The organism is Micromonospora sp. CPCC 205539, assembly GCF_036906815.1.
Lineage (GTDB): Bacteria > Actinomycetota > Actinomycetes > Mycobacteriales > Micromonosporaceae > Micromonospora.
In genome coordinates this window covers 177,996-192,803 of sequence record NZ_JBAKHW010000013.1, presented here as the reverse complement: position 1 = coordinate 192,803, position 14,808 = coordinate 177,996, and the positions used below count along the sequence as shown (strand labels likewise).

Genomic DNA, 14,808 nt, shown 5'->3' with positions numbered 1-14,808 from the left:
GTGCGCCTTCGGCGTGGCGGGTGACGACGGTGACCTCGTGGCCGGCGGCGGCGAGGGCGACGGAGAGAGCGTGCACGTGTCGGCCGAGGCCGCCGACGAGCACCGGCGGGTACTCCCAGGAGAGCATCAGCACCCGCAGCTGCCGGCCAGGGTGGATCTCGATCACGTGGGCGTTGGGTGACATGCGGCCCCCTTTGAGTTGTCCCCGGGCGCGCGCCGACCAACACCGGAACGGTGCCCGCCGTTGCGTCTGGATCGCAGCCCATCCTGCCGGGGCCGGGATAACCAGCGGAGACACCGCCGTTGCGGTCGTGTAAAGCGCTACTGGCCCTTTCGGCGCACCCGCAGCAGCTCGGCCACCGACCACGCCTGAAACGGGCAGCCGGTCGCGGTGTGCGGCGCGAGGCCGTCCGCCGTCTCGCTAACTGAGCCTAGCCCATATTCGGTCAGATGAGCCTCAATACCAACGAACACGTCATCGACCGACATCTTGGCCCGGCGGCAGGCGTCCACGTACGGGCCCAGCAACCACGGCCAGACCGTGCCCTGGTGGTAACCGCCGTCCCGCTCGGCCGGCCCACCCCGGTGTCGCCCGACGAACTCCGGCGAATCCGGGGCGAGGCTGCGCGGCCCGAGCGGGGTCAGCAGACCCGCCGCGACGCGGCGCAGCGTCGACTCGTCCGGCTCCAGCGGCGCGTACGGCAGCGACCAGGCGAGTAGCTGGTTGGGGCGCAACGCGTCGTCGTCGTGGTGGGCGGCACCACCCAACGGGTACGCCGGCGCGGGCGCGTCCAGCACGTCGTGCAGCCAGCCGGTCGGCGCCGGGAAGCGCTCCCGGAACGACGCGGCGGCCTGTCCGTGCTGTCGCCACAGGTCGCCCGCGTCCTGCCCGGCCAGTTCGGTCAACTCGGCCAGCCCGGCCAGCCCGTTGATCCACAGGGCGTTGACCTCGACCGGTTTGCCGGTACGCGGGGTGACCGGCACCCCGTACACCCGGGCGTCCATCCAGGTGAGCGCGGTGCCCGGGGCGCCCTGGGTCAGCAGCCCGTCGGCCGGGTCGACAGCGATGCCGTAGCGGGTGCCGGACACGTGGGCGTCGACCACCGAGCGCAGCGCGGGCAGCAGCTCGTCGCCCAGGTCGGTGTCGCCGGTGACCGTGACGTGTCGGCTCACCGCGTGCAGGAACCACAGCGTGCCGTCGACGGTGTTGTACTCCACCCGCCCGGTGTCGGCCGTGTTGGCCAACATCCCCTCGGACAGCGTCGCCGCGTACGCCCGCAGGAGCTCCCGCCCCTCCGCGGCCCGCCGGGTGGCGAGGAACAGCCCCTCGTACGAGATCATCGTGTCCCGCGACCAGGCGCCGAACCACGGGTAACCGGCCACCACGTCGACCGCCCTGCCGCCGGGGCGCACCACGAACGCGTCCGCCGCCAGCACCAGCGTCGCCTCCACCGCGTCCGCCGGCTTCGCCGCCGTCACCACCTCGCGGTTGCGTCGCCGGGCCGTCGCCACGATGTCCGCGGCCGGCGGCGGCTCCTCGTCGAGCCGGCCGGCCCAGGCCCGCACCGACACCGTGTCGCCGGGGCGTTCCAGCTCGCCGACGAAGCGTCCCGCGTACCAGAGGTCCTCGTCGGCGTGCAGGCCCCGGGTGGCCTCCTCGCGGTGGTGCACGCCCAGCCACCACTGCCCCTCCGGCACCCAGCCCGGGCCGGCGATCCGGTAGGTGCCCTCGATCACCGCGCCGTCGGCCACCGGCTCGACCTGCGGCGTCGGGCCGTCGGCCCGCCGTTCGCCGTGCGCGTCGCGCCACGTGCAGGCGGCGGCCAGCTCCAGCCGGACCGGCCCGCCGGCCACCAGCCGGTGCACCACGGCCACGGCGGACCGGCCGGGCAGCATCGCGACCTCCCGCTCGATCACCACGGCGCCGATGCGCCACCGCCACCGGGGCAGCCCGTCGACCAGCTCGAAGCGCTCCAGCAACTCGAAGCCGCGCGGGTCGACGTCGCCGGAGGACCACTCGTGCGCGCCGAGTCGGACCCGCGCGCCGGAGGGCAGGGTGACCGCCGGGTCGAGGCTGGCCAGTCCCACCCGACGGGACGCCGGGGTTTCGCCGGGCACCACGAGCAGACCGTGGTAGCGGCGGGTCCGCAGCCCACCGACGGTGCCCATCGCGTACCCGCCGACGCCGTCGGGCACCAGCCACTCCCGGCTTGCCGCGCTGGTCAGGTCGCCGCAGACCTGCGGGCCGAAGCGAATGTCGATCAACTTTCCTCCACCGGCGGCGGGGTGTAACACGCCACGACGAGAATGGCCGCTGTGGTCAAGTACCGCGGCGACGTCAAAGATGTGCACGTGATCACTGACCGTTCGTCCTCCGACGCCTCGCCACCCGACGCCGAGCGGCTCCGGCTCGCCCAGGCCGACTCGGGGGAGCAGGACTGGCGCGCATGGGGTCCCTATCTGTCCGAACGGGCGTGGGGGACGGTGCGGGAGGACTACAGCGAGCACGGTACGGCCTGGGACTACTTCCCGCATGACCACGCGCGGTCCAGAGCCTACCGGTGGAACGAAGACGGGATGGCGGGCGTCTGCGACGACCGGCAGACCTTCGCCTTCGCCCTCGCGCTGTGGAACGGCAAGGATCCGATCCTCAAGGAGCGGATGTTCGGCCTCGGCGGCGACACCGGCAACCACGGCGAGGACGCGAAGGAGTACTGGTGGTACGAGGATTCGACCCCGACCCACTCCTGGATGCGCTGGCGTTACCACTACCCGCAGGCCGCCTTCCCGTACGACGAGTTGGTCGCGGTGAACGCGCTGCGCGCCCGGGACGACACCGAGTACGAGCTGGTGGACACCGGGATCTTCGACGACGACCGGTACTGGGCGGTGACCGTCGACTACGCCAAGGCGTCCCCCACCGACCTGTGCATGGTGGTGACCGTGGCCAACCGGGGCGACCGGGCCGCCACCCTGCACGTGCTGCCCAGCCTGTGGTTCCGCAACACCTGGTCGTGGGGGCTGCCCGGCGGTGACCGCATACCGCGGCTGGTCGGCGAGGGCTCCCGGCTGGTCGGCGAGCACTGGGTGCTGGGCCAACTGCTGCTGGAGGGCGACGGCGACCCGGTGCCGCTGCTCTGTGACAACGACACCAACGCCGAGCGGCTCTGGGGGCTGCCCGGCCGGTCCCGGTACCCGAAGGACGGCATCAACGATCACGTGGTCAACGGCGCGGCCACGGTCAACCCGGCGGGGGAGGGCACCAAGGGCGCGTTGCACTACGTGCTCGACGTGCCGGCCGGCGGGCAGCGTCAGATCCGGCTGCGGCTGACCCGTACCGCGCCGCCGCCGGCCGCCGCCCCGCCGCCCCGGGCGGAGTTGGGCAACGACTTCGAGGCGGTGGTGTGGGCGCGGCGGGCCGAGGCGAACCGGTTCTTCGCGGGCGTGATCCCGGCGGCCGCCAGCCCCGACGAGGCGCTGGTGGCCCGGCAGGCCATCGCCGGGCTGATGTGGGGCAAGCAGTTCTACCACTTCGATGTCAAACGCTGGCTCGAGGGCGATCCGGGCTCCACGCCGCCGCCGGCCGGTCGCCGGCAGGGGCGGAACAGCGCCTGGTGGCACATGACCAGCTTCGACGTCATCTCCATGCCCGACCCGTGGGAGTACCCCTGGTACGCCGCCTGGGACCTGGCCTTCCACTGTGTGAGCATCGCGCGCGTCGACCCGGGCTTCGCCAAGGAGCAGTTGCTGCTGCTGTTGCGGGAGTGGTATCTGCACCCCAACGGGCAGATCCCGGCGTACGAGTGGGCGTTCGGTGACGTGAATCCGCCCGTGCACGCGTGGGCGGCGCTCAAGGTGTTCGAGATCGACGGCGGCCGGGACTACGAGTTCCTCGCCCGGGTGATGCACAAGCTGCTGCTCAACTTCACCTGGTGGGTCAACCGCAAGGACACCGGGGGCAACAACGTCTTCGAGGGCGGCTTCCTCGGGCTGGACAACGTCGGGCCGTTCGACCGGTCGGCGGCGCTGCCGGTGGCCGGTGTGCTGGAGCAGTCCGACGGCACCGGCTGGATGGCGATGTACGCCCTCAACCTGCTGGACATGGCGATCGTGCTGGCCGAGCACGACCGCACCTGGGTGGACACGGCCACCAAGTTCTTCGAGCACTTCGCGTACATCGCCGCCGCCGCGTACGAGCAGGGTCTGTGGGACGACGAGGACGCCTTCTTCTACGACGTGCTGCGCCTCGCCGACGGCTCGAAGGTGCCGCTGAAGGTCCGCTCGGTGGTCGGGCTGCTGCCGCTGGCCGCCACCACCCGGCTGACCGCGAAGACCCTGCACCGGCTGCCCGAGCTGGGGGCGCGGCTGCGGTGGTTCCTCACCAACCGCCCCGAGTACGCCCAGGTGATCGGCACCCGCCGGCTGGGCCCGGACGGGCGGCAGCAGCGGCTGCTGTCCATGGTCGGTCCGGAGCAGGTGGTCCGGCTCCTGGCCCGGATGCTGGACCCCGACGAGTTCCTCTCCGACTTCGGCCTGCGTACGCTGTCCCGCGCCCACCTGGACAAGCCGTTCTCGGTGACTCTTGGCGGGCAGGATTTCTCCGTCGGCTACGAGCCGGCCGAGTCGACCAGCGGGCTGTTCGGTGGCAACTCGAACTGGCGGGGCCCGATCTGGATGCCGACCAACTTCCTGCTGATCAGCGCCCTGCGCGACTACGCGGCGTTCTTCGGCGACGACCTCCAGGTGGAGTACCCGACCCGCTCCGGGGTCAAGCTGACGCTGGACGAGATCGCCGACGACCTCTCCGCCCGGTTGATCTCGCTCTTCACCCAGGACGACTGGGGCCGGCGACCGATCTACGGCGCGTGCCGGATCTTCCAGACCCACCCCGACTGGCGGGACCTGATCGCCTTCCCGGAGTACTTCCACGGCGACAACGGCGCCGGGCTGGGCGCCTGGCACCAGACCGGCTGGACGGCGCTGGTCGCCGACCTGATCCTCACGTTGCGCCGCTGACCCGCCGGTGTGAGCGCGGGCGTGAGCGCGCTACGACACCGAGCAGGCCGATCATGTGGTGGGGGGTGCATGGACGTCGCGCGGTCGGGTAGGAGCGCAGCATGACCGCCTCCGCGATTCCCGCAGACGATCCGAAGCGTGCGCTCGTACATGTCACGCCCGACGACGCCCGCCTGCCGCACCTCTCGATCGCCGGCGGGACGTACACGATCCTCGTTGGTGGGGGTGACACGGCCGGGCGGTACTGCCTGATCGACATGCGGGTGCCGCCGGGCGGCGGTCCGCCGCCGCACCGGCACGACTTCGAGGAGATGTTCTCGGTGCTGGAGGGTGCGGTGGAGTTCACCTTCCGGGAGGAGACGACCGTCGCGCGGGCGGGGGAGACGGTCAACATCCCGGCCAACGCACCGCACTTCTTCCGTAATACCTTCGACCAGCCGGCCCGGCTGCTGTGCATGTGCACACCGGCTGGCCAGGACGACTACTTCCTGCGGGTGGGCGACCCGGTCGACGGTCCCACCGCGCCGCCGCCGTCGCTGAGCGCCGACGAGCAGGAGGTACGCAAGCAGCGCGCGGCCGCGTTGGCCGCCGAGTACCGCACGGAGTTGTTGGTTCCGTAGCGCTGTCCGCCGCTCATGGGTTGACCGGTTGCGCTTGGTGAGGCCCCCTACGCTGCACTTCATGGATCGAAGGATCTGGTTGCGTCGCCCGGCGTCGCTTGGCCGGCACGTCGCCGTCGTGCTGCTCGCCGGCGCGATCGTGTTCGTTCTGGCGGCAACGGCGCTGTGGCTCGCCGTCGGTTCGCCCCGGCTCCCGCGCGGCGCGGCGTACACCGTCTCGAACCAGTTGGAGCTGGTGAAGCTGGCACTCGCGGTCGTGGCCGGGGTCGGTGGGGTGGTCGCGTTGGTCGTGGCCTACCGGCGGCAGGCGGTCGTCGAGGAGGAGAACGAGCGGTCCCGTGCCGCCGCCCGCCGCGACGACACCCGCCTGTTCAACGAGCGCTTCGGCAGCGCAACGACCCAGCTCGGCCACGAACGGCCGGCCGCCCGGGCCGCCGCGGTCTACGCCGTGAGCGGTCTCGCCGACGACGCGCCGAGCCAGGAGTTGCGCCAGATCTGCGTGAGCGTCCTCTGCGCCTACCTGCGGCTGCCCTACGAGCCGGACCCCTCCGCGCCCGGCTGGACGGCGGGCGAGCGGGAAATCCGCCAGGGCATCCTCGGCACCATCCAGGCCCACCTCGCGCCCGGGCCGCTGCCGGACTGGAACGGCTGCGCGTTCAACCTGAGTGGTGCGGTGCTCGACGGAATTCCGCTGCCCGGCATCCACCTGAGCGACGGCACCAGTCTCAACCTCACCCGGTGCCGGGTCGTCGGCGGGACGATCGACCTGCGGGGAGCGCAGCTGACCGGCGGCCGGGTGACGCTCACCGGCTGCGCACTCGACGCGGGGGCCAGGTTCGCCTTCGAGGGCGCGGTGGCCAGCGGTACGCGCTTCGTGGGCGACCCGCTGCCAGCGGATGTCGTGGCGTTGCTCAGCCCCACATCCGGGTCGCCTGGGTCAGCATCGCGGTCAGCCTGAACGATCCTCCACCGGCTCCGCTGCGAACGGCGGTTGTCGGCACGTCGGGCAGGTGCGAGCATGCCGCTGAGCCCACTCTCCTACGTGGAACGTGCATTCCGCCCCGGGCAGGAATCTGCTCGAGTCGGGTCGGCAGCCGGAGGGAGCGAACGTGGAGAACGCCGCAATGCCCGCCGTGTGTGTCCTCGGCCCGATCGAGATAGTCACATCGGGTTCCGTGGTCGGCCTTGGGCGCCTGGAGCAGAGCCTGATAGCGAACCTGGCAGCTCATGCGAACCGAGTCGTGTCGATCGACCGACTGATTGAAGGGCTGTGGGGTGAGCACCCACCAGCTTCGGCCCGGAATCGGGTGCAGGCGCTGATCTCGTCGCTGCGCCGGGCTCTCAACGACCGCGCCGTGGTGGTGACCCACTCCACGGGCTACCTCCTGCAGATCGACGACGACAATTACGATGCGGCCCAGTTCGAGAGCCAGGTACGGCTCGGTCGGGCGGCAGCCGAACGGGCAGCCCACGCTGACGCATCAGTGCTCTACGAGGCGGCGCTGGGCCTGTGGCGCGGGCCCGCGTTCGAGGGCATCGATTCGACGTTGGTAAAGGGCGAGGCGACGCGCCTCAATGAACTGCGGCGAACGGTGCTGGTGGAGTGGGCGACCACCAGGTTGGCCGGCGGCGACCAGCAGGCAATGGTGACTGAGTTGATGGGACTCGTCGCCGCGGACCCGCTGCACGAGGGCCTCCGGGGCCTGCTGATGGTGGCACTGCACCGCGCTGGCAGGAAGGCCGATGCGCTTCGCGCGTACACCGAGGGTGCCAGCTTTCTGGCCGACCAGTACGGCCTGGACCCCGGCGCCGATCTGCAGCGACTACGGCAACGGGTGCTTGTCGACGACCCGGAGCTGGTGGCGACCGCTCCCGAAGCGCCACCGGCGGGCCCGACTCCTGCCCAGCTTCCCGCCGCGACCCGTGGATTCGTTGGGCGCGACGCGGAACTCGAGCGCCTCGACGCGGTGTTGGCCAGCCATCACGGATCTGCCGCCGTCACCATCGTGGCCATCTCCGGGACTCCGGGCGTCGGCAAGACAGCCCTCGCGGTGCACTGGGCGCATCACGTCGCTGACCATTTCCCCGACGGGCAGCTCTACGTCAATCTTCGGGGCTTCGACCCAAGTGGTACGGCGGCGCATCCGGCCGAGGCACTGCGGGGTTTTCTCGACGCGTTCGAGGTGGCTCCCCATCGCATCCCTGTCGAACCTGCTGCCCAGGCCGGGCTCTACCGCAGCCTGCTCGCGGGTCGCCGAGTGCTCGTGGTGCTCGACAATGCCCGCGACGCTGAACAGGTCCGCCCACTGTTGCCGGGGTCGCCCGGTTGCCTGGTCCTGGTGTCCAGCCGGACGCAGCTCACCGGTCTGGTCGCAGTGGAAGGCGCTCATGCGGTGCAACTGGACCTGTTCAGCCGAGCCGACGCGCGGTACATGTTGGCGCAGCGTATCGGCGGCAGCCGGGTAGCGGCCGAACCGGCAGCCATCGACACTCTCATTACCCATTGTGCGCGCCTGCCGCTCGCCCTGGCCATCGTCGCGGCGCGCGCGGCGATGCACCCGGCCGCCACGCTCGACACGCTCGCGGACCATATGCGCCTGGCCGGAGGCGGCCTCGACCAGCTTGACGGCGGCGACGCGACCACCAACGTGCGGGCGGTCTTCTCCTGGTCTCTGGGCGCCGTGAGCGGCGAGGCGGCGAGCCTGTTCAGACTCCTCGGCCTGCACCCGGGTCCTGACTTCGCCGAGCACGCCGCCGCCAGTCTCGCCGGGGTGTCGGCAGTACGTGTCCGCATGATGCTTGGTGAGCTGACCCGAGCCCATCTGCTCGTCGAGGTCGGTCCTGGTCGGTACGCCCACCACGACCTGCTCCACGCGTACGCACGGGAGCTGTCCGAGGCATCCCTCAACGCCGTCGAGCGGCGGTCTGCGCTCCGCCGGATGCTCGACCACCTTTTGCAGACCGCGTGCAGCGCGGCGCTTCTGTTGACGCCGCACCGCGATCCCATCACGGTGCCCGATCCGGCGACCGACGTCGCCCTGGAGCAGGTCACGACTCGGGAGCAGGCATTGAGGTGGTTCACCACCGAGCATCGCGTTCTGCTCGCGCTGGTGGAGCTGGCAGCCGAGCAGGCCGGCATAGAGGAGTACGCCTGGCGGTTGGCGTGGTCGATGGGGGACTTCTTCGACTGGCAGGGCCATTGGCGGGACTGGGCGCACACGCAGCAGCTCGCGCAGCGGTCGGCGACCCGGATCGCCGACCAACAGGGGCGCGCGCAGAGCCATCGCGGGCTGGGCCGCGCCTATATCCGCATCGGGCGCCTCGGCGAGGCTGACGAGGCGTTCGCGGCGTCGCTGCAGTGCTTCGACCAGTTGGGTGACCCGTCCGGCCAGGCGCATGTCCATCTGGATCTGAGCTGGCTGCGGGACACCCAGCAGCGCTATGCGGAGGCATCCCACCATGCGGAGCAGGCGCTCATGTTGTACCGCGCCATCGGCAACGCGCACAAGGAGGCACACTCGCTCGCAGCCGTTGGCTGGTCCTGGGCGCGACAGGGCGACTACGAACGTTCCCGCGACTACCTGAGCGAGGCGCTCGTTCTGCACCAGCGCAACGGCGACCAGCATGGTGAAGCCTCGGCGTCCGAGAGCCTCGGCTACGCCCACCACCATCTCGGTGAGCACCCTCAAGCCGTGCAGCACTACACCCACGCCCTCGCACTGTGTCAGTCCCTCGGTGACCGGTACGGACAGACGGTGATCCTCGATCGCCTTGGCGATGTCCACCACGAGGCGGGGACCATCCATGCCGCACGCGACGCGTGGAAGAGGGCCGCGGACCTCCTCGACGAGTTGGGCAACGACGAGTCGGGGCGGATACGCGAGAAGCTCACCACCGTGACCTGAGCGGGGTGGCGCTTCGCTCACGGAAGGACATTCGTCGCACCACCACACCTAGCACGCTGTCGATCGGCACATATCCGAAGTGCCGTGAGTCGCGGCTCTCGGCGTTGTCACCTCGGACCAGGAGGCAACCACTCGCCACCGTGGACCCGGCAAGAATGCGTCGTTCCTCGGCCGGTATCCGGTCGCCCGGTCCGGCATTGACACGTTTGATCATCCAGGACAGGTCGTCGTCAACATGCTCGTCCGGCATTCGGAAGACGATCACGTCGCCGAGGCGTGGCTGGCGCCGGACCCGCACGAGCACGATGTCCTGGTCTTGGAGGGTCGGGTTCATACTGCTTCCTCGTACGACGATCATGTGGAAACGTTGGCGAACGAGGCGGACGCCGACTGCTGTCAACACGGCGGTGAGCAGGAAGGCAGCGGCCGCGAGATAGGTCATGTGCCGACCCGTTCATCTTGGTAGCCCGCAGCCTGTAGCCGAAACAGGCCTGCGTACTCACCGTCGGCGGCCATGAGTGCGTCGTGGTTCCCATGCTCCGCGATACGGCCGTCCACCAACACGGCGATCAGGTCGGCGTCCCGCAGCGCTGCCAGACGATGGGACACGAGGAGGCTGGTCCGACCGCGTCGGCGGTGGTGCAACGTCGCGTGAATCTCGTGCTCGGCGACGACGTCGAGGCCCGCGTTCGGTTCATCGAGTATCAGCAGGTCGGCGTCCTCTCTCATCAGCGATCTGGCGAGCGCGACGCGTTGCCACTGCCCACCAGAGAGAAGCACTCCGCGTTCCCCGGTCTCATCGTCAAAGAACGCTCGGCTCAGCAGGGCGTCATATTGCCGGGGGAGCGTCGAGATCATGTGGTGAATTTGGGCCATCTCGGCGACCTGCTGGATCCGGCTGCGGTCGTCGATACGGCCGATGTCACCGATCCCGATGTTCTCCGCGGCAGTGAGTTCGAAATTCATGTGGTCCTGAAACGTGGCTTGGATCCGACTCCGTAGGTGTTCGATGTCGAACTCGCTGATGTCGACGCCGTCCCAGAGGATCTGGCCGCGCTCGGGATCGTACAACCGGCAGAGCAACTTCGTTATGGTGCTCTTTCCGGCGCCATTCGCACCCACGAGTCCCGCCGAGGCGCCATGCGGCACGGCGAGCGTGAAGCCCTTCAGCACCCAAGGACCGGTGCCGTATCGGAACCAGACATCCCGGAACTCGATGCTATTACGCAGGGGCGGCACCTCTCGCCGACCGCTCGGTAGGTCCGGTGGCGTCTCGAGCACGGCGACGAAGGACCCGAACAGGGACAATGCTGCAGAGAGCTGTCCTATTTTGAGGACGATGCCGAACAGCGCACCCTGGACACCCGCGACGGCGGCGCCGAACAGGCTCAAGTCGCCGATCGTCAGGTGGCCGGTCAGCACCCCGCGGGCCACGACAAGGCCACCCAGGCCGATTACGGCTGCGCCAAGAGAGGCGAGGAGAGTCTGCGCGACAGTCGTTCGCCTCGCCACCTGCAATTCGAGGTTCGCTGCGTCCCGCTGCAGGTGGATCATGCGGCCGTGAAACAGCCGACCGAGCCCAAAGAGGCGGATCTCCTTGGCCGCTCGTGTGTCCGTGAGCATGGCGGCAAAGAACGCGCGACGCCGATGGCTGGTGGTCGCCTGCTCGGCCGCCCGTACCTCGAGGCGGGCGATGTGGAGATGCACCAGGGTTGCGGGCACCGCAACCACGACGAGCAGGGGTGCCATCGGCGCCCAGAGAACTGTCAGCACTCCGATGTACGCCGCCAGCGTGACAACAGATCGCACGGTCTCCCGCGCGAAGCCGGCGATCTCGCCAGGAGCACCCTGAGCGCCCTGCTCGGCCAGCCTCAGGCGGTCGAGGAACGATGGATCCTCAAAATGCTGAAGTCCGGCGATGGCATTCACCCGGCGATACAACTGGTCGGTGACCTGAAGCGATGTGGCGTGCCGTTGCTTGAGTTCAACCAGCCCCGACAGGTGCCCGAGCGCTGCTATCGCCACCGCTATTCCGCCTGCCCACACCACCAGGAGGGTCACCCGACTCATGTTGGCGGCACCGCCCGACGCCAGTTCGTCCAGGAGAAGCTTGCCCAGCCAGGCTGCGGCGCCGGGCAGTGCCGCCGAGGCGCAGGTGAGTGCCAAGAGGATGAGGGTCTCGGTGCGCGCCGCCCGCCAACCCAGCGCTAGGGCCTTGGCTGCCAATCTGAGCTGAATGTGCTGGCGACCAGAGGATGATTCGTCGGGCGGCACGTCACCGCTCTTCACGTGAGTGACTGGGTCAGGAGCGGCTCGCGCTGCGCCCCGTTGACCGCGTCAAATTCTCTCCCTACGGAGGTGACGACCCCGTCGTCCACCCGCAGGAGCGTGGGGTAGCCCGTGATTCCGCCGAACGCGCCGTTGACGGCCTCATCGAGGTCCCCGGACATCACGACCACTCGGGCAACGCTCCGCAGATTGTCGACGAGGTATTGGGCCTCATCTGTGGCGGGGATCCCGGCGCGGACGAAGAACAAGGCAGAGGTGCCCGAGGGGAACCGGCCGTCCCGAGCAGCGTCGACGAGATTTCGGCAGGGACCACAGCCGGGCATCACGAAGCCGACAACTGTTGATTGTCCGGCCAGGTCCGAAGTCGAAGCAGTCGCACCGTCGATGTCACGGGCGAGAAAGTCGCCTATCCGTGTGCCGATCGCGGGCAGGTCGAGCTCCGGAGGATCCTCGTGGGGCGTCGCCCCGCGCAGGCTTCGGATGATTGCGAAGCACAGTGTCAGGTTGAGAATAGTGATCGCGGCCAGCACAACCACGCACGCCAGCAGAGTGTTAATCACGACCTGCCTCCGATCCCTTGATGGACCCGCGGGACGCGGGTCGTGAGAAAGATGAGGTCTTCCATACGCACCACAGCCAACCCCCCGATTACCGCGACGGCTATGGCGGCGACGGCACCGGGGTGAGAGAAACTGCCCCCAGGTGCCGCATTAATCCAACCTGCGACCCCGACTCCGGCTACGACGATGAGGAGAAGGTCGCGCACCAGGTGCGGTGCGCCCTGCGGCATGGTCCCGCTCATGCCGAAGCACTGACAGGTCCGGTGCCGTCCCTGCACGAGCGATACGGCGGTCGCGGCCGTGAACGCTGAGGTCATGGCCATGGCTAGTGCGAGCCCAAGCCAGGTCCATCGTGGCAGGAGAAGCAGAAGGACGATCGCACCCTCACCCAGCACGACGACGTACGCGACCGGCGTGTGGAGCCTCTTCGGGATCCAATCGTATTCGCGCATTGACCGAGCAAACTGAGCAAAGGCAGTCGGCCTGCCTTTGCCCACGACCGCCGCAAGGAAAACCAGCAGCAGCAGGACTCGACACATCAACAGCACGTTAGCCACGGCCAGCCCTTCGACGGGACGGGTGGGCTCCCGATGGCGCCCACCCGCCGTGACGTGTCAGCAGTAGGAACGGAACACGTCGACGGTTCCGCACCTGGTGGTGGTCCAATAGCACGGTCCATTGCACGAGATCTTCATGATGTACTGCGGGACCCTGAGCGTTTGGTTGCCAATGCACCAAGCCTTGGCTTCGTTGCCGATACAGCCGCAGGATTGCCCCTGTTCGGGCACGCAGGCCCCCGCTTCGCTGCGCTGGATGAGCAGACCGAGCATCCGGTCACCCAGCCGGTTCATGACTCGCGTCATCAGACCTCCCTGGTGGTAGGAACTTGCTGGTCACCACCATGAGGTGCGGCGCTGCGATACCGCTGCGATAGCGCTGCGTTAGCTGGTCGAGGACTTGCGCAGAGCCAAGCGGTAGACCTGGCGTGAACCGCCATCCGGACCCGGATCGGTTACCTCGCCGGGGGAGAAGCCAAGGCGCTCGTAGAAGACACGTGCACCGCTCGCGGAGGCACCGGGGTGATCCGCCCCGAAGGTCACCACCTCGACGATGCCTGGGCCTGGCACAAATCGTCGCATTGCGTCCGCCATCAGCGCGCGCCGGACGCCCTTTCCTCGTGCCTGTTCGGCGACGACCAACCAGTGGACGTGGTAGGTCGGAGCCTTCACCGCGAACAGCAGGCCACCCAGAAGATCCGGCCCCGGGGTGGCGGCGACGAGCGCCGTGGACCGTCGAATGTGCTTGCGTACCGCGTCTTGGAAGCCGCGATCCTCGACCATCGGGCCGAACCAGTGCTCGACCTGGGCGGCCAAGCCAAGAAGACCCGGAAAGTCCTGCTCTCCCGCAACTCTGACGTGCACGCGAGCATTCTGGCTGAGGGGCGCGGCGGGCCGGCTCGAACCGGCCCGGACCCGCCGCGCGGCGCGGTGGGAGCGGCCGGGGCTACGGGCGTACGCAGCCCTGGATGCGGGGACGCTCACGTGCTGGCGGGGCCACGCCCGTCGCCAACACGCAGCCGCCTGGTTCGTACCCGCTCGCTGGTCTGCGTCGCTTGGACCTGGCCACCGTCGTCCTTCCCACCTCGCTCGGGGTGGTCCTTCACCCCGACGTCGACCAGCACATCCCAAGGCGGTGGGCCCGGACAAGGATCTTCACGCGCTGTAGACGGCCGACGCCCCCGATTTCACGTCGCCGATACGCCGGGTCGAGCGTGAGCGTCGGGCGAACGGCCCATCGCAGTGGCCTTCTACGCGTGCCCACTCAGATCGGTCGACGGCGCACCTGATAGCGCAGGTGAAGCACCCGGTCGCCCTGGAGCATCACGTCAGGATCCTCCAACAGGTGCTGCGCGTGGACCGACCCGAAGTAGCGCTTGCCGGACCCGAGCACGACGGGTACGACGTCCATGCGCACCTCGTCGACCAGGCCCGCGGCGAGCACCTGGCCACCGACGTCGCCAGCGGCGACCTCGACGATGCGGTCACCCGCAAGCTCCTGCGCCTTGGCCACGGCTGCCTCGACGCCGTCGACGAAGTGAAACGGCGCCTGCGGGTCCCAGCCCTCGGGCGCCGGCCGGTGTGTCACGACGACCACGTGGTCGATCCCACTCGGAGGTTTCCCGTCCCAGCCGTCCGTCAGGTCGAAGACGTGGCGGCCGGCGATCGTCACCCCGATCTGGTCCCAGTACGGCCGGGTGTAGTCGTAGGACGTCTGCGACACCTTCACCACGCCGCTCTCGTCCAACGGGACGTCACCGCTGGACAACCAGTCGAACAGCGGTCCGGGCTGATCCTTCTCGTCCGCGATGAAGCCGTCCACCGACACCGAGCTGTACATGACCACCTTGCCCACGGACCC

General features: G+C 69.3%; 13 protein-coding genes. 4 read left to right on the top strand and 9 right to left on the bottom strand.

Features of this window, described 5'->3' with window-relative positions; translation table 11 throughout:
* Both V6V47_RS14465 and V6V47_RS14460 read right to left on the bottom strand, forming a co-directional pair.
* The coding region (locus tag V6V47_RS14465) for a glycogen/starch synthase (RefSeq protein WP_334628701.1) at nt 1–184 on the bottom strand (184 nt) is incomplete at its 3' end.
* A 137-nt stretch (nt 185–321) separates the two neighbouring features.
* On the bottom strand, nt 322–2,265 hold the full coding sequence (locus V6V47_RS14460) for an amylo-alpha-1,6-glucosidase (protein ID WP_334628700.1): 1,944 nt from the start codon (nt 2,263–2,265) through the stop codon (nt 322–324).
* Nucleotides 2,266–2,307: 42 nt separating this feature from the next.
* On the opposite strand from V6V47_RS14460, the gene V6V47_RS14455 reads away from it, so the two are divergent.
* From V6V47_RS14455 to V6V47_RS14440, 4 genes are all read left to right on the top strand, one after another.
* Complete coding sequence (locus V6V47_RS14455; RefSeq protein ID WP_334628699.1) at nt 2,308–5,016, top strand: MGH1-like glycoside hydrolase domain-containing protein; 2,709 nt, start codon at nt 2,308–2,310, stop codon at nt 5,014–5,016.
* Between the two features lie 101 nt (nt 5,017–5,117).
* Nucleotides 5,118–5,636: a cupin domain-containing protein gene (locus V6V47_RS14450; protein WP_334628698.1), complete on the top strand. Its 519-nt coding sequence runs from the start codon at nt 5,118–5,120 to the stop codon at nt 5,634–5,636.
* Nucleotides 5,637–5,697: 61 nt separating this feature from the next.
* A complete protein-coding gene (locus V6V47_RS14445; RefSeq protein ID WP_334628697.1) occupies nt 5,698–6,594 on the top strand; it encodes a hypothetical protein in 897 nt (298 codons plus the stop codon).
* 151 nt (nt 6,595–6,745) lie between these two features.
* Complete coding sequence (locus V6V47_RS14440; protein WP_334628696.1) at nt 6,746–9,541, top strand: AfsR/SARP family transcriptional regulator; 2,796 nt, start codon at nt 6,746–6,748, stop codon at nt 9,539–9,541.
* On the opposite strand, the gene lepB is transcribed toward V6V47_RS14440, so the two are convergent.
* The 7 genes from lepB to V6V47_RS14405 all read right to left on the bottom strand — a co-directional run bounded on the left by lepB (nt 9,525) and on the right by V6V47_RS14405 (nt 14,802).
* On the bottom strand, nt 9,525–9,983 hold the full coding sequence (gene lepB / locus V6V47_RS14435; RefSeq protein WP_334628695.1) for a signal peptidase I: 459 nt from the start codon (nt 9,981–9,983) through the stop codon (nt 9,525–9,527). The genes V6V47_RS14440 and lepB overlap by 17 nt on opposite strands.
* A complete protein-coding gene (locus V6V47_RS14430; RefSeq protein WP_334628694.1) occupies nt 9,980–11,830 on the bottom strand; it encodes an ABC transporter ATP-binding protein in 1,851 nt (616 codons plus the stop codon). The genes lepB and V6V47_RS14430 overlap by 4 nt, the downstream gene beginning before the upstream one ends.
* Nucleotides 11,827–12,390, bottom strand: coding sequence for a hypothetical protein (locus V6V47_RS14425; RefSeq protein WP_334628693.1), 564 nt, complete (start codon nt 12,388–12,390; stop codon nt 11,827–11,829). Before V6V47_RS14425 ends, V6V47_RS14430 begins: the two co-directional genes overlap by 4 nt.
* Complete coding sequence (locus tag V6V47_RS14420) at nt 12,387–12,947, bottom strand: MauE/DoxX family redox-associated membrane protein (protein ID WP_334628692.1); 561 nt, start codon at nt 12,945–12,947, stop codon at nt 12,387–12,389. The genes V6V47_RS14425 and V6V47_RS14420 overlap by 4 nt, the downstream gene beginning before the upstream one ends.
* A 57-nt stretch (nt 12,948–13,004) precedes the next feature.
* On the bottom strand, nt 13,005–13,253 hold the full coding sequence (locus V6V47_RS14415) for a hypothetical protein (RefSeq protein WP_334628691.1): 249 nt from the start codon (nt 13,251–13,253) through the stop codon (nt 13,005–13,007).
* A 78-nt stretch (nt 13,254–13,331) separates the two neighbouring features.
* The gene (locus V6V47_RS14410; RefSeq protein ID WP_334628690.1) at nt 13,332–13,811 is read right to left on the bottom strand and encodes a GNAT family N-acetyltransferase; all 480 of its coding nucleotides are present in this window, start codon (nt 13,809–13,811) and stop codon (nt 13,332–13,334) included.
* A 400-nt stretch (nt 13,812–14,211) separates the two neighbouring features.
* On the bottom strand, nt 14,212–14,802 hold the full coding sequence (locus V6V47_RS14405) for a dihydrofolate reductase family protein (RefSeq protein WP_334628689.1): 591 nt from the start codon (nt 14,800–14,802) through the stop codon (nt 14,212–14,214).
* Between the last annotated feature and the right edge of the window lie 6 nt (nt 14,803–14,808).